The sequence below is a fragment of the Phaeovulum molybdatiresistens genome, assembly GCF_023544865.1.
Lineage (GTDB): Bacteria > Pseudomonadota > Alphaproteobacteria > Rhodobacterales > Rhodobacteraceae > Pontitalea.
The window spans coordinates 59,237-83,280 of record NZ_JAMJFX010000004.1 but is presented as its reverse complement, the minus strand read 5'-3'; the positions used below and the strand labels follow the sequence as shown (position 1 = coordinate 83,280).

General features: G+C 65.9%; 22 protein-coding genes. 18 read left to right on the top strand and 4 right to left on the bottom strand.

Annotated elements, in window-relative coordinates:
* Positions 1–65 precede the first annotated feature (65 nt).
* From rpiA to MXB90_RS04775, 9 genes are all read left to right on the top strand, one after another.
* The gene (gene rpiA / locus MXB90_RS04815) at positions 66–851 is read left to right on the top strand and encodes a ribose-5-phosphate isomerase RpiA (protein WP_250041772.1); all 786 of its coding nucleotides are present in this window, start codon (positions 66–68) and stop codon (positions 849–851) included.
* A 37-nt stretch (positions 852–888) separates the two neighbouring features.
* Positions 889–2,250: a glutathione-disulfide reductase gene (gor, locus tag MXB90_RS04810; protein WP_250041771.1), complete on the top strand. Its 1,362-nt coding sequence runs from the start codon at positions 889–891 to the stop codon at positions 2,248–2,250.
* A 57-nt stretch (positions 2,251–2,307) separates the two neighbouring features.
* Positions 2,308–3,480, top strand: coding sequence for an FtsH protease activity modulator HflK (hflK, locus tag MXB90_RS04805; protein WP_250041770.1), 1,173 nt, complete (start codon positions 2,308–2,310; stop codon positions 3,478–3,480).
* Entirely contained in the window at positions 3,480–4,394 is a 915-nt protein-coding gene (hflC, locus tag MXB90_RS04800) for a protease modulator HflC (RefSeq protein ID WP_250041763.1), read from the top strand. Before hflK ends, hflC begins: the two co-directional genes overlap by 1 nt.
* Positions 4,391–4,588 (top strand): DUF2065 domain-containing protein, encoded by a 198-nt coding sequence (locus tag MXB90_RS04795; protein WP_250041761.1) that lies wholly within the window; start codon positions 4,391–4,393, stop codon positions 4,586–4,588. The genes hflC and MXB90_RS04795 overlap by 4 nt, the downstream gene beginning before the upstream one ends.
* Before the next feature lie 133 nt (positions 4,589–4,721).
* Positions 4,722–6,185 carry a Do family serine endopeptidase gene (locus tag MXB90_RS04790; RefSeq protein ID WP_250041759.1) on the top strand — a complete coding sequence of 488 codons (1,464 nt, stop codon included), beginning with the start codon at positions 4,722–4,724 and terminating at the stop codon, positions 6,183–6,185.
* A 180-nt stretch (positions 6,186–6,365) separates the two neighbouring features.
* Positions 6,366–6,689 (top strand): 2Fe-2S iron-sulfur cluster-binding protein, encoded by a 324-nt coding sequence (locus MXB90_RS04785; protein WP_250041755.1) that lies wholly within the window; start codon positions 6,366–6,368, stop codon positions 6,687–6,689.
* 119 nt (positions 6,690–6,808) lie between these two features.
* Positions 6,809–7,693 carry a formyltetrahydrofolate deformylase gene (purU, locus tag MXB90_RS04780; RefSeq protein WP_250041753.1) on the top strand — a complete coding sequence of 295 codons (885 nt, stop codon included), beginning with the start codon at positions 6,809–6,811 and terminating at the stop codon, positions 7,691–7,693.
* Positions 7,694–7,799: 106 nt separating this feature from the next.
* Positions 7,800–8,777: a DMT family transporter gene (locus tag MXB90_RS04775; RefSeq protein ID WP_250041741.1), complete on the top strand. Its 978-nt coding sequence runs from the start codon at positions 7,800–7,802 to the stop codon at positions 8,775–8,777.
* Here MXB90_RS04775 and MXB90_RS04770 read toward each other — a convergent pair.
* A complete protein-coding gene (locus MXB90_RS04770) occupies positions 8,680–9,336 on the bottom strand; it encodes a thiamine diphosphokinase (protein WP_349665897.1) in 657 nt (218 codons plus the stop codon). The genes MXB90_RS04775 and MXB90_RS04770 overlap by 98 nt on opposite strands.
* Positions 9,337–9,479: 143 nt before the next feature.
* Here MXB90_RS04770 and MXB90_RS04765 point away from each other — a divergent pair, with 143 nt between their 5' ends.
* A complete protein-coding gene (locus MXB90_RS04765; RefSeq protein ID WP_250041732.1) occupies positions 9,480–11,930 on the top strand; it encodes a hypothetical protein in 2,451 nt (816 codons plus the stop codon).
* A gap of 21 nt (positions 11,931–11,951) precedes the next feature.
* On the opposite strand, the gene MXB90_RS04760 is transcribed toward MXB90_RS04765, so the two are convergent.
* Positions 11,952–12,209, bottom strand: coding sequence for a DUF2842 domain-containing protein (locus tag MXB90_RS04760; protein WP_250041731.1), 258 nt, complete (start codon positions 12,207–12,209; stop codon positions 11,952–11,954).
* A gap of 4 nt (positions 12,210–12,213) precedes the next feature.
* A complete protein-coding gene (locus MXB90_RS04755; protein WP_250041730.1) occupies positions 12,214–13,506 on the bottom strand; it encodes an adenylosuccinate synthase in 1,293 nt (430 codons plus the stop codon).
* Between the two features lie 187 nt (positions 13,507–13,693).
* On the opposite strand from MXB90_RS04755, the gene secG reads away from it, so the two are divergent.
* Both secG and MXB90_RS04745 read left to right on the top strand, forming a co-directional pair.
* Positions 13,694–14,050, top strand: coding sequence for a preprotein translocase subunit SecG (gene secG / locus MXB90_RS04750; RefSeq protein ID WP_250041723.1), 357 nt, complete (start codon positions 13,694–13,696; stop codon positions 14,048–14,050).
* A gap of 174 nt (positions 14,051–14,224) precedes the next feature.
* Positions 14,225–15,868, top strand: a complete 1,644-nt coding sequence (locus MXB90_RS04745) for a CTP synthase (RefSeq protein ID WP_250041721.1) — start codon at positions 14,225–14,227, stop codon at positions 15,866–15,868.
* Positions 15,869–15,923: 55 nt separating this feature from the next.
* Here MXB90_RS04745 and MXB90_RS04740 read toward each other — a convergent pair whose 3' ends face one another.
* Entirely contained in the window at positions 15,924–16,778 is an 855-nt protein-coding gene (locus MXB90_RS04740) for a fumarylacetoacetate hydrolase family protein (RefSeq protein ID WP_250041719.1), read from the bottom strand.
* 133 nt (positions 16,779–16,911) lie between these two features.
* On the opposite strand from MXB90_RS04740, the gene MXB90_RS04735 reads away from it, so the two are divergent.
* From MXB90_RS04735 to MXB90_RS04710, 6 genes are all read left to right on the top strand, one after another.
* Positions 16,912–17,964 carry a dipeptidase gene (locus MXB90_RS04735; protein ID WP_250041717.1) on the top strand — a complete coding sequence of 351 codons (1,053 nt, stop codon included), beginning with the start codon at positions 16,912–16,914 and terminating at the stop codon, positions 17,962–17,964.
* Between the two features lie 173 nt (positions 17,965–18,137).
* On the top strand, positions 18,138–19,241 hold the full coding sequence (locus MXB90_RS04730) for an ABC transporter substrate-binding protein (protein WP_250041714.1): 1,104 nt from the start codon (positions 18,138–18,140) through the stop codon (positions 19,239–19,241).
* Between the two features lie 83 nt (positions 19,242–19,324).
* A complete protein-coding gene (locus MXB90_RS04725; protein ID WP_250041712.1) occupies positions 19,325–20,206 on the top strand; it encodes an ABC transporter permease in 882 nt (293 codons plus the stop codon).
* Complete coding sequence (locus MXB90_RS04720; RefSeq protein ID WP_250041710.1) at positions 20,203–20,985, top strand: ABC transporter permease; 783 nt, start codon at positions 20,203–20,205, stop codon at positions 20,983–20,985. The genes MXB90_RS04725 and MXB90_RS04720 overlap by 4 nt, the downstream gene beginning before the upstream one ends.
* A 1-nt stretch (position 20,986) precedes the next feature.
* Positions 20,987–22,033 (top strand): ABC transporter ATP-binding protein, encoded by a 1,047-nt coding sequence (locus MXB90_RS04715; RefSeq protein WP_250041708.1) that lies wholly within the window; start codon positions 20,987–20,989, stop codon positions 22,031–22,033.
* A 135-nt stretch (positions 22,034–22,168) separates the two neighbouring features.
* Entirely contained in the window at positions 22,169–23,986 is a 1,818-nt protein-coding gene (locus MXB90_RS04710) for a M3 family oligoendopeptidase (protein ID WP_250041705.1), read from the top strand.
* Positions 23,987–24,044 lie beyond the last annotated feature (58 nt).

The following is a 24,044-nucleotide window of genomic DNA, read 5'->3' as shown; positions in this document are numbered from 1 at the left end:
TTGGCACTCGCACCCCGGGGCGCGATTGCCTATAACCGGACCATCCCATCAGCCAGGAGCCATCCATGCCCGCCGAACTCTCGCCCATCGACAAGGCCAAATTCGCCGCCGCCCGCCGCGCCGTCGACTTCATCGAGGACGGGATGCGCGTGGGGCTGGGCACCGGATCGACCGCGGCCTGGATGGTGCGCTGCCTGGGCGAATTGGTGCGCGAAGAGGGTCTGCAGATCATCGGCGTGCCGACCAGCACCCGCACCGCCGATCTGGCGCGCCAGCTGGGCATCAAGGTCGTCAGCCTGGATGAGGCGAAATGGCTTGATCTGACGATCGACGGGGCGGATGAATTCGACAACGAGCTGAACCTGATCAAGGGCGGCGGCGGCGCGCTGTTGCAGGAAAAGATCGTGGCCACCGCATCCGACCGGATGATCGTGATCGCCGATGCCGCGAAAGAGGTGGCGCAGCTGGGCGCCTTTCCGCTGCCCGTCGAGGTGGTGCCCTTCGGTTGGCAGACCACCCGCGCGCTGATTGAGGAAACGTTGGTCAGCATGGATGTGCTGGGGCGCAACACCACGCTGCGGGTGAACGGCAGCCAGCCCTTCATCACCGATGAGGGCAATTACATCGTCGATCTGCACCTGAACCGGATCGGCAATCCGCGCCAGCTGGGCCTGATGCTGAACCAGATCCCCGGCGTGGTGGAAAACGGGCTGTTCATCGACATCTGCGACGTGGTCATCATCGGCCATGGCGATGGCACGGTGGAACTGCGCGACATCAACGAAGGCACGGTCGAGACCGATCAGATCGATTTCAACGAGGCGGAGAATATCTTCGCCGATCTGGATTAAAGGGCCCGGTGCGGGACCGCAGGGCAAGGAAGCAGGCATGACTTTCGACTATGATCTGTTCGTGATCGGCGGCGGCTCGGGCGGGGTGCGCGCGGCGCGCATTGCGGCGGGCGAACATGGCGCGCGCGTGGGCCTGGCCGAGGAATACCGCATGGGCGGGACCTGCGTGATCCGCGGCTGCGTGCCCAAGAAGCTGATGGTCTTTGCCTCTGGCTATCCGGCGGCGATGGAAGACGCCCGCGCCTATGGCTGGGATGTGCAGGCGGGTGGGTTCGACTGGTCGAAATTCCGCGCGGCGCTGGATGTGGAACTGGACCGGCTGGAGGCGGCCTATCGCAGCGGGCTGACGGGCGCGGGCGTGACGGTGCATGACTGCCGCGCCACGCTGGTCGGTCCGCATACGGTGGAACTGGCCGATGGGCGCCAGGTGACGGCCAAGCACATCCTGATCGCCACCGGCGGGCGGCCTTTCGTGCCGGATCTGCCGGGCGCCGATCTGGTGATGACCTCGAACGAGATCTTCCTGATGGACGCCCTGCCCCGGTCGGTTCTGATCGTGGGCGGCGGGTTCATTGCCTGCGAATTTGCCTGCATCCTGAACGGGCTGGGCGTCGAGGTGACGCAATTCTACCGCGGCGCGCAGATCCTGCGCGGCTTTGACGATGAGGCGCGCGGCCATGTCGCGGGGCTGATGGCCGAAACGGGGGTGACCATCCATTGCGGCACCGATGTGCTGGAACTGCACAAGACGGCCCAAGGGATCCGCGTCAAGGCCACCGACGGGTCCGACCGCACCTATGATGCGGTGGTCTATGCCACGGGCCGGGTGCCCAACACCCAGGGCCTTGGGCTGGACCGGGCGGGCGTCACGCTGGGGCGGCGCGGCGCGGTGCTGGTGGACGACTGGTCGCAGACGAATGTGCCATCCATCTATGCGGTGGGCGATGTAACCGACCGCATCAATCTGACCCCGGTGGCGATCCGCGAGGGGCATGCCTTTGCCGACACCGTCTTTGGCGCGATGACGCGCAAGGCCGATCACGACCTGGTCGCCTCGGCCGTGTTCACCCAACCGTTCGAGCTGGGGTCCGTCGGGCTGACCGAGGAAGCCGCGCGCGAAGCCGGGCCGATCGAGGTTTACGCGACCTCGTTCCGGCCGATGAAGACGCTGTTTGCCGGGCGCAATGCGCGGGTGATGATGAAGCTGATCGTCTGCGCCGCCACGCGCCGGGTGCTGGGCTGCCATATCGTCGCGCCCGAAGCCGGCGAGATGATCCAGCTGGCCGCCATCGCCATCAAGATGGGCGCCACCAAAGAGGATTTCGACCGCACCTGCGCGGTCCATCCGACCATGGCCGAAGAACTGGTGACGATGCGAAAACCTGTGCGGAGCGCTTGATTTTCCGCGATTTGTGCCCAATTCGCAGGGCAGACCTTTAGAAGAAGTGAGGAACGGATGAGCAACGGAGGACCCTGGGGATCGGGTGGCGGTTCAGGCGGCGGCGATGACGACGACCGCAACAACCGCCCGCGCGGCAGCGGCCCGCGCCGCCCCGGTGAGGGCGCACCGATCCCCGAGATCGAGGAGATCATGAAGAAGGGCTCCGAGCAGCTGCGCGTGCTGATGGGCGGGCGCGGCGGTCAGGGCGGCGGCGGTCGCGGCCCGCGGGGGGGCGGTTCGGGCGGCCCGGCGCTGACGCGCGGGACGCTGGGGCTTGTGGTGCTGGCGGCGGCGGGGCTTTGGGCCTTTTCGTCCTTCTACACCGTCAAGCCCGAAGAACGCTCGGTCGAGCTGATGTTCGGTCAATATCAGGCGACCGGCAACCCGGGGCTGAACTTTGCGCCCTGGCCCGTGGTCACGGCGGAAATCGTGCAGGTGACGGGCGAACGCACCACCGAGATCGGATCGGGCCGTGGCGGCCCCGCCGACAGCGGGCTGATGCTGACGCGCGACCAGAACATCGTCGACATCGAATTCCAGGTGGTCTGGAACATCAGCGATCCGGCCGCCTATCTGTTCAACCTGGCCGACCCGGAAGACACGATCCGGGCGGTGTCGGAATCGGCGATGCGCGATATCATCGCGCGATCGGAACTGTCGCCGATCCTGAACCGCGACCGCGGCGTGATTGCCGCAGATCTGCGCCTTGCGGTGCAGGAAACGCTGGACAGCTATGAATCGGGCATCAACGTGGTGCGCGTGAACTTCAACCGCGCCGACCCGCCGCGCGAGGTGATCGACAGCTTCCGTGAGGTGCAGGCCGCCCAGCAGGAACGCGACCGGCTGGAAAAAGAGGCCGATGCCTATGCCAACCAGGTCACCGCCGGCGCCCGGGGTGAGGCTGCCCGCCTGATGGAGGATGCCGAGGCCTATCGCGCCCGCGTGGTCAACGATGCCCAAGGCCAGGCCGCGCGCTTTGTCTCGGTCTATGAGGAATATGTGAAGGCCCCCGAGGTGACCAAGCGCCGGATGTATCTGGAAACCATGGAAAAGGTGCTGGGTCCGGTGAACAAGGTGATCCTGGACGGCGTGTCCGGCCAGAACGGTGGCAGCGGCGTTGTGCCCTATCTGCCGCTTGATCAGCTGCGCCGCGCGCCGGCTGCCACGACCAACGGGGGGAACAACTGATGAGCCGCATGCAATTCGCCATTCCCGCGCTGGTGATCGTCGCGGGGGCCGCGCTGTCGTCGCTGTTCGTCGTGGATGAACGCGAAAAGGCGCTGGTGCTGCAATTCGGGCAGGTCAAGCAGGTCAAGGAAACGCCCGGTCTGGGCTTCAAGATCCCGCTGATCCAGGAGGTGGTGACCTACGAAGACCGCATCCTCAGCCTGCCGACCCAGCCGCTGGAGGTGACGCCGCTGGATGACCGCCGCCTTGTGGTCGATGCCTTCGCCCGTTGGCGCATCGTCAACCTGATCGAATTCCGCGAAGCCGTGGGGGCGGGCGGCGAACAGGTGGCCAAGTCACGGCTGGACAGCATCGTCAACGCCGCCATCCGCGAGATTCTGGGCTCGGTCCCGTCCACGGCGGTTCTGTCGGCGGACCGGACCGTGCTGATGACCCGCATCCGCGACATCGCCCGGCGCGAGGCCGCGGCCCTTGGCATCGACGTGATCGACGTGCGTCTGACGCGCACCGAACTGCCCGAACAGAACCTGGCCGCGACTTTCGCGCGGATGCGGGCGGAACGCGAACGCGAGGCGGCCGATGAACGCGCCCGCGGCGGCGAGGCGGCGCAGCGCGTGCGCGCCACCGCCGACCGGACCGTGGTCGAACTGACGTCCGAGGCGCGCAAGCAGGCCGAGATCATCCGCGGTGAGGCCGATGCCGAACGCAACGCGATCTATGCCGAAGCCTTCGGTCGCGACCCGGAATTCTTTGCCTTCACCCGATCGCTGGAATTTTATGCCCAAACCATGAGGGCCGAAAGTTCCTCGTTGGTGACGCAGCCCGACAGCGTCTATTTCGACTATGACCGGTTCCTGAAATCGATCGGCGGCGGCAGCGCCCAAGCGGGCGGTTCGGCAGGTTCCGGGCAATGATCGCCACGATCCTTTGGGGGATCGGGCTGGTACTTGTGATCGAGGGGCTGGCGCTTGCGCTGGCCCCTTCGCGCATGGAAGAAGTGCTGGAGCTGTTGCGCGCGATGGGCCGTGACCGGCGGCGCCTGCTGGGCCTTGCGGTAATGACGGGGGGCATTGCAGCCCTGTGGCTGGCGCGGGCGATGGCGGGATAGGCAGGCTCACGTCGATGTGACGCGGCGCGATGGGCTTTCAATTGCACCGATCGCGCCCTAGGTATCTATGCAAGAAGCGGGTTTTCGTCCCAGTATGGCAAAGCCCGTGATCCGGCTGAGAGGGGAGCATCGCATGACAGCACAGGTTCTGACGCTTGCAACGCCGCGGGGGGTCCGCCGCATCCTGACCGCGTCGATGCTGGCATTATCACTGGCCTTCGCACCAGGCGTTCTGGCCCCGGCGCAGGCCGCGCCGGAAAGTTTCGCCGATCTGGCGCAGAAGGTCAGCGACGCGGTGGTCAACATCACCACATCAACCACCGTCGCCGCGCCGACCGGGCCCGGCCCGATGTTTCCGCCCGGTTCGCCTTTTGAGGACCTGTTCCGCGACTTTGGCTTCCCCCCCGGCCCCAATGGCGGCCCCGGCCCGCGCCGGTCGAACGCGCTGGGATCGGGCTTCGTGATTTCCGAGGACGGCTTCATCGTCACCAACAACCACGTCATCGAAGGCACCGATGAGATCGAGGTGGAATTCTTCTCGGGGCGGACGCTGAAGGCCAAGCTGATCGGCACCGACCCCAAGACCGATGTGGCCCTGCTGAAGGTGGAAAGCGACAAGCCGCTGAAATTCGTGAAATTCGGCGACAGCGACCAGATGCGCGTGGGCGACTGGGTAATGGCGATGGGCAACCCGCTGGGCCAGGGATTCTCGGTCAGCGCGGGCATCGTGTCGGCGCGCAACCGCGAACTGTCGGGCACCTATGACGACTATCTGCAGACCGATGCCGCGATCAACCGGGGCAATTCGGGCGGCCCCTTGTTCAACATGTCGGGCGAGGTTGTGGGCGTGAACACCGCAATCCTGTCGCCCAATGGCGGGTCGATCGGGATCGGCTTCTCGATGGCCTCGAATGTCGTGCAAAAGGTCGTGGCGCAGCTGAAGGACTTTGGCGAAACCCGGCGCGGCTGGCTGGGCGTGAAGATCCAGGATCTGACCCCGGACATGGCCGAGGCGATGGGCCTGGCCGAGGCGTCGGGTGCGATGGTCACCGATGTGCCCGAAGGCCCCGCGCGTGATGCGGGGATGCTGCCGGGCGATGTGATCACCAGCTTTGATGGCGCGCCGGTCAAGGACACGCGCGAACTGGTGCGGCGTGTCGCCGATGCGCCGGTGGGCGAGGCGGTGCGCGTCACCGTGATGCGCGAAGGCAAGAGCGAGACGCTGCTGGTCACGCTGGGCCGGCGTGAGCTGGCCGAGGGTGAGGCGGTTCCCGCCGCGGTCGCGCGTCCGCAAGATGCCGAACGCGACATGCTGGGCATGACCGTGACGCCGCTGACGCCGGCGCTCAGTTCCGAACTGGGGCTGTCGGCGGGGGCCACGGGTCTGGTCGTGAAATCCGTCCCCGAGGACAGCGAGGCCTTTGCCAAGGGCATGCGCGCGGGCGATCTGATCGTCGAGGCGGGCCAGCAGGCGGTGGCGACGCTGGACGATCTGGACGACCGCATCACCGAAGCGCGCGAGGCCGGGCGCAAATCGGTGCTGCTGCTGATCCGCCGCGGCGGCGAGCCGCGGTTCGTGGCGCTGCCGGTGGATTGACGCCCTGACCCGGACCCATCTTGCCACGGGCGCCTTCGGGCGCCCGTTTGCATTGGCGGCGCCAAAAGGCCACAGGGGCGCGGGCGGGGGCGGCAGGCTCTGGCCAAATCCGCCGCGATCGCCTAAATCCCGTTCTCCGAAGGGTGCGCCCGGATGCGCGCCGCAAAGCGGGGAACGGACATGGTCAAGATCACCTATGTGGAACATAACGGCACCGAGCATGTGGTTGACGTCAAACCCGGAATGACGGTGATGGAAGGCGCGCGCGACAATGGCGTGCCCGGCATCGATGCCGATTGCGGCGGCGCCTGCGCCTGTTCCACCTGCCATGTCTATGTGGATGCGGCTTGGGTGGGCAAGCTGAACCCGAAAGAGGCGATGGAAGAGGATATGCTCGACTTTGCCTGGCACCCGGACCCGGTGCGTTCGCGGTTGACCTGCCAGATTTCGGTGACCCCGGCGCTGGAAGGTCTGGTCGTCCACATTCCCGAAAAGCAGATCTGAGCCCCAGAACGGGCCACGGGCGCACCTGCGGCGCGCGGCCTGTCGCTGCGCGCCCGCGCGTGGTGATGCGGGAAATGATGGCCGGGGCGCTGCGGTGATGCCCCAGAAAAGGAACGGACATGGCCTTTTGTGTGTTGACGGTGAACTGCCCCTCGCGCCGCGGGATCGTGGCGGCGATTTCGAATTTCCTGGCTGCGAACGGCTGCAACATCACCGATTCCCATCAATATGACGATCCGCTGACGGGGCAGTTCTTCACGCGTATCACCTTCCGGTCGGAAACCGGGGCGACGATCGAGGACCTGCGCGCGGCCTTTGCCGCGGTGGCGGCGGAATTCGCCATGGACTGGGCGATCCACGATGGCGCCCGGCGGATGAAGGTTCTGCTGATGGTGTCGAATTTCGGCCATTGCCTGAACGACCTGCTGTATCGCTGGCGCATCGGTGCGCTGCCCATCGAGATCGTGGGCGTGGTGTCGAACCACCTGACCTATCAGAAGGTGGTGGTGAACCACGACATCCCCTTCCATCTGGTCAAGGTGAACAAGGACAACAAGCCCCAGGCCGAAGCGCAACTGATGGCGATCGTCGATGAGACGGGGGCCGAGCTGGTGGTGCTGGCGCGCTACATGCAGGTGCTGTCGGATGCGTTCTGCGCGCGCATGTCGGGGCGGATCATCAACATCCACCATTCCTTCCTGCCCAGTTTCAAGGGCGCCAATCCCTACAAGCAGGCCTATGAACGCGGGGTGAAGCTGATCGGTGCGACCGCGCATTACGTCACCGCCGATCTGGATGAAGGCCCGATCATCGAACAGGATACGGTGCGCATCACCCATGCCCAGAGCCCCGAGGATTACGTAAGCCTGGGCCGCGATGTCGAGGCCCAGGTGCTGGCGCGCGCGATCCATGCGCATATCCACCACCGGGTTTTCCTGAACGGCAACAAGACGGTGGTCTTCCCCGCTTCGCCCGGGTCATATGCCTCGGAGCGGATGGGCTGAAGGACAGGGGGCGCTGCCCCCTCGGGCCTGCGGCCCTCACCCCCGGGATATTTGGACAAAGCCGAAGCCCTGAAGCGGGGGTTTGGTGCGAAAGGCAGGCACAGGCATGAGCGAGACTGACCGTATCCTGCCCGGCGTGACATTGATGATCTTTTTCTGCGTGGTGGCGCCGCTGATCGATGTGGCGTCGAAACTGGCCGCGCAAGAGGTGCCCGTGGGCATGGTCACGCTGGGCCGTTTCGTGGTGCAGGGCGCGCTGATGGCGCCGATCGTGGCGCTGATGGGGCTGGATTTGCGGCTGAGCCGACGGGCGCTGCGGCTGACGGCGCTGCGCGCGCTCTGCGCGATTGGATCAACCTATTGTTTCGTGGCCGCGGTCAAGGTGATGCCGATTGCCGATGCGCTGGCGATTGCCTTCGTGGAGCCTTTCGTGATCCTGCTGATCGGGCGGCTGGTTCTGGGCGAGCAGGTCGGCCCCCGCAGGCTTGGTGCGGCGGTGGTGGGCTTCGTGGGCGCGCTGTTCGTGATTCAGCCGTCCTTCGTGGCCTTTGGGGCGATCGCCCTGTTTCCGCTGGGCACGGCCGTGTTCTTTGCCGCCTATATGTTGGTCACGCGCGCGCTGTCGAATGAGGTGCATCCCGTGACGATGCAGCTGCACACCGCGCTGGCGGCGACGGCGCTGTGCCTGCCGCTTCTGGGCCTGGGCGCGATGATGGCAGAGCCGTCCCTGGCGCTGGTGCTGCCGCAGGGGATTTTCTGGATGTGGGTGTTTTGCGTGGGGCTGGCGGCCACGATCAGCCACATGGCGATGACCTATGCGCTGAAATTCGCGCCCTCATCCACGCTGGCGCCGCTGCATTACCTGGAGATCGTGACGGCGACGCTGTTTGGCTATCTGTTCTTCCGCGATTTCCCGAATGCGCTGACCTGGGTCGGGGTGGGGATCATCGTCGCCTCGGGGCTGTATGTGATCCACCGCGAGCGCGTCACAGCCGCCCAACTGCGCCAAGCGCGGGCCGCAGATGCGCTTTTGGCAAGAGGATCAGCACCGGCCCGTCCACCCACAGACGCACAGGCCCCGTAACCTCGTTCGAGGTGCCGATCACGCCGGCGGGTGCCATGGCGATGCCGTCGATCGGCCAGCGCAACCCGGTGGACCGGCCCTGCGCCGGGCCGAAGGGAAACAGCGACAGCCGCGTGCCCACCGGCAGGTCAAGCGCCAGATAGGCCGGGGCGCGGAAGGCGATGTCATGATCGCCCACCACCATCACGCAGTGATCGGCGTGGCGCACGACCGAGGCCAGCGTTGCCAGCGTGTGATCCAGCCGCCGACCGGAAAAACCCAGCGCCAGATAGAACGGCGCGCGGACATGCCTCAGGCATTTGTCGAAATCGGTGCTGTCCTGTTCGGCGATCCGGTGCATCCGATCCGCCGCAATCGCCCCGCGTGCCCGCGCCGAGAGGCTATCCAGATCCCCGATCACCGCCTGCGGCATCAGACCAAGGTCCAGCGCGCGGTCCGCGCCGCCATCGGCGGCGATCAGCAGGGGCGCGATTGTCAACGCTTCGGCAACATCCGCGGCGGTGGAATCACCCCGGCCCAGCAGTGTGACCCCGTTGGAAGACTGAACAATACCGTGCATCATAGGCGCATTGATTACGATTAAGGCACGCAAACACAATCCGCTTCGGCAAAATTCCTTGTTCTTGCCCTTTTCCGTTCACGCTTAAGCACCAGTTCAAGGGTGATATGATCCGGACTGGCATAGAAGAAAGCGAGCGTTCCATGGTTGGTGCGAGCAAGATTCTCACCGTGTCCTACGGGACCTTTTCTTGCACGCTGGAGGGATTCGATGAGCCTTTCAGCACGATGAAGGCCATCGCGGAATATTTCCGCGATCTCGCCGCCGAGGACCGCTATTTCGGCGCCGAGCCGCCGACACCCGATGCCGAGATGCTGCACCGCATCGCCGAGCGTGAGATTCAGCGCCGGGTTGAGGCGAAGATCCAGGCCAATGGAATCGTGCTGCGCCCGCAGGCCGACGCGGCAGCGGACGAACCGATTGTCGCGGCCCCTGCCCCCGCGCCGATGCCGGAACCGACGGCAGAACAGCCCGCCGCGCCGCTGGCGGAGGCCGCGCCGATCACGTTGGCAGCAACCGCACAGGCGACCGATCTGGCCGCCGATCCGGGCGGCCCGGAAAGCGTCGCGGCCAAGCTGCAGCGGATTCGCGCAGCGGTGGCCAGCGCGCGCAGCGCGGCCCAGGTCTATGCCGAGGATGAGGGCGCCGAGCCGCTGCTGCCCCCGGTTGCCGACAACGCGCCAGAGGATTTCGGCTATGAGCTGGACCTGTCGGGCCCCTTGTTGAGCGATGAGGACGACACCCCCGCGCCGATGGCTGCCGAGGCCATCGCCGAAGATGCCCCCGTGCCAGAGGAGCCGGCGGCGACCGAGGCAGTTGCCGCCCCCGCCGAGGCGCAGGCTGAACCGCTGGTGCCGCTGTCGGACGAGGCGGCGGCCCGCCGCCGCGCGCGGCGTCAGGCTGCGCGGGCGGCCGCGCTGGCCGCAGCCGCCGCCGAACTGCGGCAGGCGGACGCGGGCGCGGAACCAGAGACCGACCCCGGCGCGCCCGAGGCTGAGGAGGCGCAAGATGAGGCGCCTGCCCCCATCGACATCGCCCTGCCTAAGGTCGAGATTGCCGCCGTCGCGGAGGACGCCGCTGACGCCACGGAAAAACAGAACGAAGAGGTTCTGGCCGCTGCCCCCCCGGCCGGGCGCATCTTTGTGCTGCATCCGACCGGACGGGTCGATGTGGTCGCTGCCGATGAGGCAACCGAAGAGCTGGCGGCGCCGGATGAGACCGGCCTGGATGATGCCGCGCTTCTGTCCCTGGATGACGAGGCGGCGACCGATGCGGAATGCATCCCGGTGGTCGATGCCCTCGACGCAGAGGAGCAAGAGACGGTCGATCTGGATGACGATCTGGCCGAATCGGTTCTGGCCGCGCTTGCGGCAGAGGATGACACCGAGGCTGGGGCGGATGCCGATGTTGCAGTGGCCCCCGATACCGCAGAGCCGATCGGCGCCGAGGATGACGCCGAGGATCTGGCGGAGGAAACCGCCGAGGCCGCGCAGGACATTGCGCAGGACGAGATCGTGACCGACGCGGAGTTGACGGACCAGACGGCTGACGCGCTGATCGACGACGCCGCGCTGACCGCGGACGGGCTGTCCCCCGAAGCCGAGGCCGAATTGCTGAATGAACTGGCCGCGCTTGAAACCGATGAGCCGGAGCCCGGGCTTGAGGAGGTCACCGATCAGCCGGATGAGGCTGCGCCGCAATTCACCGATGAGACCGCCGAAGCCACCGCGGCGGAGCCCGAAGCCGCAGCCGATACGCAGGCCGCGCGCAGCCATGGCGCCGACCACCCCGTTGCCACCCCGCCCGAAGAGGCGGACCTGTCGCGGTTGCTGGAAGAAACCAACACCAAGCTTGAGGGCGCCGAGAATCGTCGCCGGTTTTCGGCGATCGCGCATCTGAAGGCGGCGGTTGCCGCTACGGTAGCCGACCGTCTGCTGCGCGGCACGCTGGTGGGGAAATCCGCCGCCTCCAGGACCGATGACACCAATGCCTATCGCGAAGACCTGAGCCAGGCGGTGCGCCCGCGCCGCCCCGTGCCCGCCGGCCAGCCGCAAACCGCCCGCCCGCAGCTTGCACGGCCCGAAGCCGCGCGCCCGGCGCGGCCCGAAAACCGCCCCGCGCCGCTGGTTCTGGTGTCTGAACAGCGCGTCGATCGATCCGCGGACCGCGTGGTCCCCGCCACGCCGGTGGTGCGCCCGCGCCGGGTTTCGGCCGGGCAGATCGGGGGGCGCCGCGCCGCGGCAGGTGCGCCCGACGCCGGTGCCGATGACGCCCCCGCCGGCCGACCAGACCCGGTCGAGGCGCGCAGCTTTGCCGAATTCGCGCAAGAGGCCGGGTCGAACGGCCTTGCCGATCTGCTGGAAGCAGCAGCGGCCTATACCGCCACGGTCGAGGGGCGGCCGCATTTCTCGCCGCCGCAGATCATGAAACAGGTGGCAACCGTGGCCGATGAAAGCGCCTTCAGCCGCGAAGACCGGCTGCGGTCCTTTGGCCAGCTGCTGCGTCAGGGCAAAATCGCCAAGGTCAAGCGCGGCCAGTATGCGATCACCGAACAGTCGCGCTTTTATGACGAAACGAACCGCGCCGCGAATTGACGCGCCGCGGTTCGGACCGGATCAGGCGGAGGGGCCCTGCCCCTCCGTTTCGTGTTTTGCGGGGTCGGCCTGGCCGATGCCGCGAAAAACCGCGCGGAACGGCAGGGCCCACAGGAAGCCCAGCCCCAGATAGACCAACAGTTCGGCCCAGATCGGCAGCCGCCCGAAGGTCGCGTCAAGCCAGTTCACCACCGTCACCGCCGCCACGATATAAAGCGGCAGCCCCACGACGAGGATCAGAAGCGACCAGCGCCGACGCGCCCTGTAGGACAGCGCCATCGGATCAGTCCTCGAAGGGATCGGTGACAAGGATGGTGTCGTCGCGTTCCGGGCTGGTGGACAGCATCGCCACCGGGCAGTGGATCAGTTCCTCGATCCGGCGGACGTATTTCACCGCAGCGCCGGGCAGATCGGCCCAGCTGCGCGCCCCGGCGGTCGATTCGGACCAGCCTTCCATTTCCTCATAGATCGGCGTGGCGCGGGCCTGCAGGGCGGCCTGGGTCGGCAGATAATCATAGCGGACGCCGTCCACCTCATAGCCGACGCAGATCTTCAGGGTCTCGAACCCGTCCAGCACGTCCAGCTTGGTCAGCGCGATGCCCTTGACGCCGGAAATCGCGCAGGTCTGGCGCACCAGAACCGCATCGAACCAGCCGCAGCGGCGCTTGCGCCCGGTCACGGTGCCAAATTCATGGCCGCGCGTGCCCAGCCGTTCGCCGTCGGCATCGTTCAGCTCGGTCGGGAAGGGGCCTTCGCCGACGCGGGTGGTATAGGCCTTGACGATGCCCAGCACAAAATCGATCGCATTCGGGCCAAGGCCCACGCCGGTCGCCGCCTGCCCCGCGATCACGTTCGACGAGGTGACGAAGGGATAGGTGCCAAAGTCGATGTCAAGAAGCGAGCCCTGCGCGCCTTCGAACAGGATGCGTTTGCCGGCGCGGCGATCCTCATCCAGCACCTTCCAGACGGGGGCGGCATATTTCAGGATTTCGGGGGCGATTTCGCGCAGGCTGGTCAGCAGCGCCTCGCGGTCGATGGCCTCAAGGCCCAGGCCTGCGCGCAGGGCGTTATGATGCACCAGCGCCCGGTCGACGCGCAGTTCCAGCGTGTCATTATCAGACAGGTCGGCCACGCGGATCACGCGCCGGCCCACCTTGTCTTCGTAGCACGGCCCGATTCCGCGCCCGGTGGTGCCGATCTTGGCAACCGAGGCATGGGCTTCGCGTGCGCGGTCCAGTTCGCCGTGGAAGGGCATGATCAGCGGGGTATTTTCCGCGATCATCAGCGTGTCGGGGCTGATTTCGACGCCCTGGCCGCGGATCGACTCGATCTCTTTGACCAGATGCCAGGGGTCCAGAACGACGCCATTGCCGATGACGGACAGCTTGCCGCCGCGCACCACGCCCGAGGGCAGCGCGTTCAGCTTGTAGACCTTGCCGTCGATGACCAGCGTATGGCCCGCGTTGTGGCCGCCCTGAAAGCGCGCGATCACATCGGCGCGCTCGCTGAGCCAATCAACGATCTTGCCCTTGCCCTCGTCGCCCCATTGGGCGCCGACCACCACGACATTGGCCATGTCTTTCTCCTACAGGTTCGCAAAACCGCGTCACCTATAGCGGGGCTGATGCCCCGGGGGAACCAGTTTTTCGCAGATTTCGGCACGCTGCGACCGGCATGGGGGCGGGCAGGCCGGGAAACGGCTTGCGCGCCGGGCCCCATGCGCCTAGATAGGCGCGTCAGTTCGAAAGAAGGCCAAGGCCCGCATGGAAAACGTCATCCTTACCGTCCACCTGATCCTGGCGCTGCTCTTGATCGGCGTGGTGCTGCTGCAACGTTCCGAAGGGGGCGGGCTCGGCATGGGCGGCGGTGGCGGCGGCGGCGGCGTCATGAGCGGGCGGCAGGCGGCCAATGCGCTGTCCAGGCTGACCTGGATCATCGCCTCGGCCTTCATCGTCACCTCGATCGCCTTGACGGTGGTGGCGGCGCGCAATGCAACCGGCGGCTCGGTCGTCGATCAGCTGCCTGCGGCCAGCGGCGAGGTCAGCACCCCCGCCCTGCCCGACCTGACCATGCCACCGCCTGCGGCGGATGCGCCGATGACCCCGCCGCCCGCCAACTAAGGCGGGGGACCGAACCGGCGGCGTCACAAGCCTTGGGGCATGACGCCGCACCTGACCCAACTGCTTGCGGTCCGGTTGCGGGCGGACTGCGAATCGTGTAAGCATTAAATCCCGTGATGCCAAACCTTGGTTCGGCAGATTCAATTGGATTTTGACAAGATCACGGGGGCTTCCATGGCACGTTACGTTTTCATCACCGGCGGCGTGGTGTCCTCGCTTGGCAAGGGGCTGGCTTCGGCCGCCCTTGGGGCGCTGTTGCAGGCGCGCGGCTTTTCGGTGCGGTTGCGCAAGCTGGACCCCTATCTGAACGTCGATCCCGGCACCATGAGCCCGTTTGAACATGGTGAGGTGTTCGTGACCGATGACGGTGCGGAAACCGACCTGGATCTGGGCCATTACGAACGCTTCACCGGCGTGTCGGCGCGAAGGACCGATTCCGTATCTTCGGGCCGGATCTATTCCAACGTTCTGGAAAAGGAACGCCGGGGCGCCTACCTGGGCAAGACGATCCAGGTGATCCCGCATGTCACCAATGAAATCAAGGACTTCCTTGCCGTGGGCGAGGATGAGGTTGATTTCATGCTGTGTGAAATCGGCGGCACCGTCGGCGATATCGAGGGCCTGCCCTTCTTTGAGGCGATCCGCCAATTCGCGCAGGACCGCCCCCGCGGGCAATGTATCTTCATGCATCTGACGCTGCTGCCCTATCTGGCGGCCAGCGGCGAATTGAAGACCAAGCCCACGCAGCATTCGGTCAAGGAACTGCGCTCGATCGGGTTGCAGCCCGATGTGCTGGTCTGCCGGTCGGAACATCCGATCCCCGAAAAGGAACGCGCCAAGATCGCGCTGTTCTGCAACGTCCGCCCCGAGGCCGTGATCCCCGCCTATGACCTGAAATCCATCTATGAGGCGCCGCTGGCCTATCACCGGATGGGGCTGGATCAGGCGGTGCTGGATGCCTTTGGCATCAGCCCCGCGCCGCGCCCCGACCTGTCGCGCTGGGAAGATGTGATGGACCGGCTGGACAATGCCGAAGGCGTGGTGCGCGTGGCGATCGTGGGCAAATATGTCCAGCTGGAAGACGCCTACAAATCCATTGCCGAAGCGCTGACCCATGGCGGCATGGCCAACCGGGTCCGCGTCAAGGCCGAATGGATCGATGCCGAGATCTTTGAACGCGAAGACCCCTCGCCGCATCTGCAAGGCTTCCATGCGATCCTGGTGCCCGGCGGCTTTGGCGAACGCGGCACCGAGGGCAAGATTCGCGCCGCGCAATATGCCCGCGAAAAGGGCATCCCCTATCTGGGCATTTGCCTCGGCATGCAGATGGCCGTGATCGAGGCGGCGCGCAATCTGGCCGGCATCACCGATGCAGGGTCCGAGGAATTCGACCATGAGGCGGGGCAGAAACGCTTTACCCCCGTGGTCTATCACCTGAAGGAATGGGTGCAGGGCAATCACCGGGTGGAACGCAAGCTGGATGACGACAAGGGCGGCACGATGCGCCTTGGCGCCTATTCGGCGGCGCTGACGCCCGGGTCGCGCGTGGCCGAGGTCTATGGCCAGTGCGACATCGAGGAACGCCACCGCCACCGCTATGAGGTGGACGTGCGCTATCGCGAGCAACTGGAAAGCTGCGGGCTGGTGTTTTCGGGCATGTCCCCCGATGGCCGCCTGCCCGAGATCGTGGAACACAAGGGCCATCCCTGGTTCATCGGCGTGCAGTTCCACCCGGAACTGAAATCCAAGCCCTTCGCGCCGCATCCCTTGTTCGCGGGCTTCGTCAAGGCCGCGCTGGATCAAAGCCGACTGGTCTGACCACAGGCTGGCCTGACCGGCGGGGCGCCCCCCGCCGGCCGGCAGGATGGCCGGATCAGCCTTGCACGACCCGCTGGGTCTGGCTGCCCAAACCCTCGATCCCCAGACGCATGGTCTGGCCCGCGCGCAGGAACCGCGGCGGCTTCATCCCCATGCCCACGCCCGGCGGCGTGCCGGTGGCGATGATGTCGCCGGGCTGCAGCGACATGAAGCGGCTGACATAGGCCACGATCTCATCAACCGGAAAGATCATGGTGGCGGTGCTGCCCTGCTGGCACGGTGTGTCATCGACCGACAGCCACAGGCGCAGGGCCTGCGGATCGGGGACCGCATCGCGCGTGACAAGCCAGGGACCGATCGGGCCAAAGGTATCGCAGCCCTTGCCCTTGTCCCAGGTGCCACCACGTTCATTCTGATATTCGCGCTCCGAGATGTCGTTGACGACGCAATAGCCCGCCACATGGTCCATCGCGGCGGCACGGTCGATGTATTTGCCGCCCCGGCCGATGACCACGCCCAGTTCCACCTCCCAATCGGTCTTCACCGATCCGCGCGGCAGTTCCACATTGTCATCCGGCCCCGACAGGCATGAGGTCCATTTGCCAAAGACGATCGGTTCGGCCGGCACCGGCATCCCCGCCTCGGCGGCGTGATCGGCATAGTTCAGCCCGATGCAGACGAACTTGCCCACGCCGCCCACACAGGGCCCCAGCCGCAGATCCTGCTGCGGCGTGCCGGGCACCAGGGGCAGGCTGTCGGGGTCCAGCGCCGCCAGCCGCGCCAGCGTGTCAGGCAACAGCGCCGCCCCGCCGATATCGGTCACATGGGCCGACAGGTCGCGCACCCGCCCCGCCCCGTCCAGCAACCCCGGTCTTTCATGGCCCTTGGGCCCATATCGCAACAGTTTCATCAGGCTCCTCCGTGTTGGAACAGTGCTAATCGGTGGATCGGGCAAAGAAAAGACCGCCCCGCCCCCTCGCCTTCGGGGCGCGGCTGGGGCAGGCTGCGCCCCGAACAAGGGGGCCCACAACAAGGGGACGATGATGATTCCGGTATTCGATGGCCATAACGATTTTCTGCTGCGCCTGATGGCCGATCCCGCGCGGCGCGAGGCGATCTGGCTGACGGGCGAGGGCAAGGGCCACCTGGACCTGCCGCGCTGCAAGGCGGGCGGCTTTGCGGGCGGGTTCTTTGCGATCTACATCCCCTCGCCCGCAACCGCGCAACCCTTGGATTTCGACGCGCTGATGGATGCGCCGCCCTATGCCCTGCCCCTGCCCGACCCGATCGGACAGGCCGCGGCGCTGCCCGTGGCGATGGCGATGGCGGGGCAGCTGATGTGGCTGGAACGCACCGGAACGCTGCGCATCTGCCGCAGCGTGGCGGACATCCGCGCGGCGATGGCGGCGGGGCAGATCGCGGCGGTGATGCATTTCGAGGGCGCCGAGCCGATCGGCCCCGATCTGGATGCGCTGCATGTCTGGCACGCGATGGGGCTGCGCAGCCTGGGCCCGGTCTGGTCGCGGCCCACCGCCTTTGGTCATGGCGTGCCCTTTGCCTACCCTGCCGATCCCGACACCGGCCCCGGCCTGACCCCCGCGGGCAAGGCGCTGATCCGCGAATGCAACCGCCTGAAGATCATGGTCGACCTGAGCCATCTGAACGCGCGCGGCTTTGATGAGGTCGCGGCCCTGTCCGATGCGCCGCTGGTGGCGACGCATTCCAACGCCCATGCGATCACGCCATCCTCGCGCAACCTGACCGATCGTCAGCTGGCGATGATCCGCGACAGCGGCGGCATGGTGGGGCTGAACTTTGCAACCGCCTTCCTGTCCCCCGACGGCCGGCAACGCCCCTTTGCGGGCTGGGACCCGGTTCTGCGCCATCTGGATCACCTACTGTGGCATCTGGGCGAGGATCATCTGGGCCTTGGATCGGATTTCGACGGCGCGACCGTGCCCGCCGATCTGGCCGATGCGGCGGGCCTTCCGCGGCTGCTGGATGCCATGACGGCGCATGGCTATGGCACGGAACTTGTGGAAAAAATCGCCCATCGGAACTGGCTGGCGCTGCTGGAACGGACCTGGGGCGGGTAAGGTGAGCCGCGGCTGACGTAACGGCGGGGTAACAGTTTTGTTGCATGACGCGCGATTCGCGGCAAATCTCTGACATTCAGGGCGTCCACGTCGCAAGACTGTCACAGAAGGCGCCTAAAGCCATCCGGTGCCCATTCCGGGCCCTGAGATCCGACCAACGGGAGACTGTCCGAATGACGATGAAACCGATGACCTGGCTTGCGGGTGCCGCGGCGCTTCTGGCCACCACGGCGCTGGTGCAGGCGCAGGATCTGGCCGCGCTTGAGGCCGCCGCCAAGGCCGAAGGCATGCTGACCACGATCGCGCTGCCGCACAGCTGGTGCAACTACGGCGAGGTGATTGCCGGCTTCAAGGCCAAGTATCCGGAAATCACCGTGAATGAACTGAACCCCGATGCAGGCTCTGCCGACGAACTTGAGGCGGTGCGCGCCAACAAGGGCAACACCGGCCCGCAGGCCCCCGACGTGCTGGACGTGGGTCTGGCCTTTGGTCCGCAGGCCAAGGCCGAAGGCCTGCTGCAGCCCTACAAGGTGTCGACCTGGGATGAGATCCCCGACGACATCAAGGATCCCGAAGGCTATTGGTATGCCGATTATTATGGCGTCATGTCCTTCATGGTGAACAAGGATCTGGTCGAAAACACCCCCACCGACTGGGCCGATCTGCTGAAGCCCGAATATGCGGGCCAGGTCGCGCTGGCGGGCGATCCGCGCGCCTCGAACCAGGCGATCCTGGGCGTTCTGGCCGCCGGTCTGGCCGCAGGCGGCGCGGCTGGCACGGAATCGGGCGAAAAGGGCCTGGAATACTTTGCCGAGATGAACAAGAACGGCAACTTCGTCCCCGTCATCGGCAAGGCCGGCACGCTGGCCCAGGGCGCCACGCCGATCGTCCTGGCCTGGGACTATAACGCGCTGACCTGGCGGGATGACCTGAACGGCAACCCCCCGGTCGAGGTGGTCGTGCCCAAGACCGGCGTTCTGGCAGGCGTCTATGTGCAGGCGATTTCGGCCTATGCGCCCCATCCCAATGCCGCGAAACTGTGGATGGAATACCTGTATTCGGACGAAGGTCAGAACCTCTGGCTGAAGGGCTATTGCCACCCCGCGCGCTTCAACGCGATGGCGGCGGCGGGCAAGCTGCCGCAGGAACTGGTCGATGCGCTGCCCCCGGCCGAAGCCTATGAGGCCGCCTATTTCCCGACGCTGGAAGAACAGGATGCCAACAAGGCCGCCGTCACCGGCGGCTGGGATGCGGTCGTGGGCGCCAACGTCCAGTAACCGGCTGACCTGACCCTGCCCGCCCCGGTTCGCCCGGGGCGGGCCCATAATCACAAGACGACCGACAGGACGGACAAGACCGCATGACTGCCCCCCCCCAAGCCCCGCCCCGCGCGCGGCGGCGCCTGCCGCTGACGTGGCTGGGCGTCCTGCCTTTCGCGCTGTTCGTCGGGCTGTTCCTGTTTGCCCCCACGATGAAGATCGTGATCGGCGCCTTCCAGACGCCTGAAGGCGGCCTGACGCTGGACAATATCCGCGGGCTGTTCACCACATCCATCCTGTCATCCTACTGGATTTCCATCAAGATTTCGGCGACCTCGGCGGCGCTTGGCTGTCTGGTCGGCTTTCTCATGGCGGCGGCGGTGGTGCTGGGCGGGTTGCCCGGCTGGATCCGGTCGCCTTTGCTGACCTTTTCCGGCGTGGCGTCGAACTTTGCCGGCGTGCCGCTGGCCTTCGCCTTTCTGGCGACGCTTGGGCCGCTGGGTCTGATCACGGTCTGGCTGCGATCCGAATTCGGCATCAACCTGCGGGCGCTGGGGTTCAACATCCTGTCGTTCTGGGGCCTGACGATCACCTATCTGTTCTTTCAGATCCCGCTGATGATCCTGATCATCACCCCCGCGCTGGACGGGCTGAAACGCGAATGGCGCGAGGCCGCCAGCGTGCTGGGCGCGACGGGGGCGCAATACTGGCGCATGGTGGCGCTGCCGATCCTGTTCCCCGCGCTTCTGGGCACCTTCGCGCTACTGTTTGCCAATGCCTTTGGCGCGGTGGCCACGGCGATTGCGCTGACGGGATCGTCGCTGAACATCGTGCCGATCATGCTGTTTGCGCAGATCCGGGGCGATGTGCTGGGCAACCCGAACCTGGGCTATGCCATGGCCTTCGGCATGATCCTGGTCACGGGCGTGGCCAATGTCATCTACATCTGGCTCAGGATACGTTCGGAAAGGTGGCTGAAATGAAAAAGCTGCTGGCCTGGGCGATCCTGCTGCTGGGGATCACCTATTTCATCCTGCCGCTGGTCGGCATGACCGAGTTTTCGCTGTCGATGCGCCGGGGCGTCTATTCGCTGGATGCCTATCGCGCGGTTCTGGCCGATCCGCGGTTTCACCAGACCTTCGGCTATTCGGTGATCATGGCGCTGCTGACCATCGTCTTTGGCGTGCTGCTGGTGGTGCCCACCGCCTTCTGGGTGCAGCTGAAGATGCCGCATCTGCGGCCCGTCGTGGAATTCGTCACCCTGTTGCCGCTGGTCATTCCGGCGATCGTCATCGTCTTCGGCTATATCCGGCTTTACAACACCTCAAGCTGGTTGCCGCTGACGGGCACGACCTTTGGCACGAACCTGCTGCTGATGCTAGGCTATGCCACGCTGTCGCTGCCCTACATGTATCGCGCGGTGGATACCGGGCTGCGCACCATCGACGTCGCCACCCTGACCGAGGCCGCGCAAAGCCTGGGCGCGGGCTGGACCACGATCCTGGCGCGGGTGATCCTGCCCAATGTGCTGGTGGCGGTGCTGTCGGGGGCCTTTGTGACCTTTGCCATCGTGATGGGCGAATTCACCATGGCGGCGCTGCTGAACCGCCCCGCCTTCGGCCCCTATCTGCAGCTGATGGGCGCCAACAAGGCCTATGAACCCTTTGCCCTGGCGGTGATCGCCTTTGTCATCACCTGGGCCTGCATGGGGCTGATCCAGCTGGTTACCCGTTTCTCCAAACATACCAAGGCGGCACGCTGACATGACCTTTCTGACGATCGAACATCTGGAGAAATCCTTTGGCCCGAACCGCGTGGTGAAGGATTTCAACCTGTCCGTCGAGAAGGGCGAATTCGTTTCCCTGCTGGGGCCATCGGGCTGTGGGAAGACGACGGTGCTGCGGATGGTGGCCGGGTTTGAAGCCCCAAGCGCGGGCCGGATCGCCATTGACGGGGCCGATGTCGTGCGCCTGCGCCCCAACCAGCGCAACATCGGCATGGTGTTTCAGGCCTATGCGCTGTTTCCCAACCTGACGGTCGCGCAGAATGTGGGCTTCGGGCTGAAGGTCAAGGGCACGCCGCGCGCCGAAATCGCGGCACGCGTGGCCGAGATGCTGGCCCTGATCGGCCTGCCCGATCTGGGCGGGCGTTATCCGTTCCAGCTTTCGGGCGGGCAGCAGCAGCGCGTGGCGCTGGCCCGCGCGCTGGCACCCAAGCCGCAGGTGCTGTTGCTGGATGAACCGCTGTCGGCGCTGGATGCCAAGGTGCGCGTCAGCCTTCGCAACGAAATCCGCGCGATCCAGCGCGAACTGGGCATCACCACGATCTTCGTGACCCACGACCAGGAAGAGGCGCTGTCGATGTCGGACCGCGTGGTGGTGATGCATCAGGGCGTGGCCGATCAGGTCGGCACCCCGTTCGAAATCTACAACCAGCCCGCCACCCGTTTTGTCGCGAATTTCGTGGGCACCCTGAACATCCTTGAGGCCGAGGTGATCGACCCCTCCTTGGGCCATGTGCGCCTGCCCGGCGGCCAGGCCCGGCTGGGGCGGCCACTGCCCACGGGCCGGGTGACGCTGGCCGCCCGCCCCGAGATGGTCAAACTGGGCGCCGAGGGCCGCGATACCGCGCTGCAGGGCCGGATCACCGAGGTGGACTTTCTGGGCTCGGTCATCCGCATCCGCGCCGATCTGGGCGGGGCGGTGCTGGCCTTTGACACGTTCAACACCTCACATGCGCGTCCGCCCCGGGTGGGGGAAACCGTGCAGCTTGGGCTGAACGCCGCCGATCTTCTGGTGCTGCAGGACTGACCCGCGTCCGCTTCTTCTTGGCCAAAATACTCCCCGCGGAGCGGTCCGCCGCCGGGCCCCCGCGCGCCCTGCCCCTTGCCAGGGCCGCCCCCCAGACCCTATCTGTCAGGCGATAACAAAGAAAATGAGGATGCCATGACCCTGCCCCTGCCCCGCCCTGTCTTTGACGCCAATGCGCATTCCGGGGGCTTCGGCGATCTGCCCGACTGGGACCTGAGCGATCTTTACACCGCCCCCGACGCCCCCGAGCTTGCGCAGGACATGGCGCGGCTGGAAGCCGCCTGCGCCAGCTTTGCCGCGGATTACGAAGGCAAGCTGGCCGGCCTCGATGCCGCCGGCATGGCCGAATGCATTCGCCGCTATGAAGACATCGACGTGACCGCCGGGCGGATCATGTCCTATGCGGGGCTGCGTTATTACCAGAACACCACCGATGCCGAACGCGCCAAGTTCATGGCCGATCTGGGCGACCGCATCACCACCCTGACCACGCCGCTGGTGTTCTTCAGCCTGGAATTCAACCGCATCGACGATGCCGCCTATGCCGCGCTGTTCGCCGATCCGGCGGTAGCGCGCTACAAGCCCGTCTTCGACCGGATGCGCGCGATGAAACCGCATCAGCTGTCGGATGAGCTGGAAAAGTTTCTGCATGATCAAACCGTTGTGGGCGCTGCCGCCTGGAACCGTTTGTTCGATGAACATATCGCGGGGCTGGAATTCCAGGTCGATGGCGAAACGCTGAACCTGGAAGCCACCACCAACCTTCTGTCCGACCACGACCGCGCCCGGCGCGAGGCGGGCGCGCGCGCGCTGGCCCGGGTCTTTGGCGACAACCTCAAGATCTTTGCCCGCGTCCACAACACACTGGCCAAGGAAAAGGAAATCGAGGACCGCTGGCGCAAGATGCCCACGCCCCAGCACGCCCGCCACCTGTCGAACCATGTCGAACCCGAGGTGGTGCAGGCGCTGCGCGATGCGGTCGTCGCGGCCTATCCCAAGCTGTCGCACCGCTACTATCGGCTGAAGGCAAAGTGGCTGGGCCTGGACAAGCTGCAGATCTGGGACCGCAACGCCCCCCTGCCCACCGAAGCGCCGCGCAAGATCCTGTGGGATGAGGCGCGCGATACGGTGCTGTCGGCCTATTCGGCCTTCAGCCCCGAAATGGCGCGGCTGGCGATGCCGTTCTTTTCGCGCGGCTGGATCGATGCGGGCGTGAAACCCGGCAAGGCCCCCGGCGCCTTTGCCCATCCGACCGTGACCACTGTGCACCCCTATGTGATGCTGAACTATCTGGGCAAACCGCGCGACGTGATGACGCTGGCGCATGAACTGGGCCACGGCGTACATCAGGTGCTGGCGGCTGGTCAGGGCGAGCTGTTGGCATCAACCCCGCTGACGCTGGCGGAAACCGCATCCGTCTTTGGCGAGATGCTGACCTTCCGCCGCCTGCTGGAGGCCGCCGCGACCCCGGCCGAGAAAAAGACCCTGCTGGCCGGCAAGGTCGAGGACATGATCAACACCGTCGTGCGCCAGATCGCGTTTTACGATTTCGAATGCAAGCTGCACGCCGCGCGCGCGCAAGGCGAACTGACGCCCGAGGATATCAACGCGCTGTGGATGTCGGTGCAGGCGGAATCGCTGGGCGATGCGTTTGAATTCATGCCGGGCTATGAAACCTTCTGGGCCTATATCCCGCATTTCGTGCATTCGCCCTTCTACGTCTATGCCTATGCCTTCGGCGACGGCCTGGTGAACGCGCTTTATGCGGTTTACGAAGGCGGCCTGCCGGGGTTCACCGAGAAATATTTTGACATGCTCAAGGCGGGCGGGTCCAAGCATCACAAGGAACTGCTGGCGCCCTTCGGGCTGGATGCGTCTGACCCGGCGTTCTGGGACAAGGGCCTGTCGATGATCGCCGGCATGATCGACGAGCTGGAGGCGCTGGAGGACTGATCCCCCCCGCCCCGCAAACCGAAAAGGCGCGCCCCCGGCGCGCCTTTTTCATGTTCTG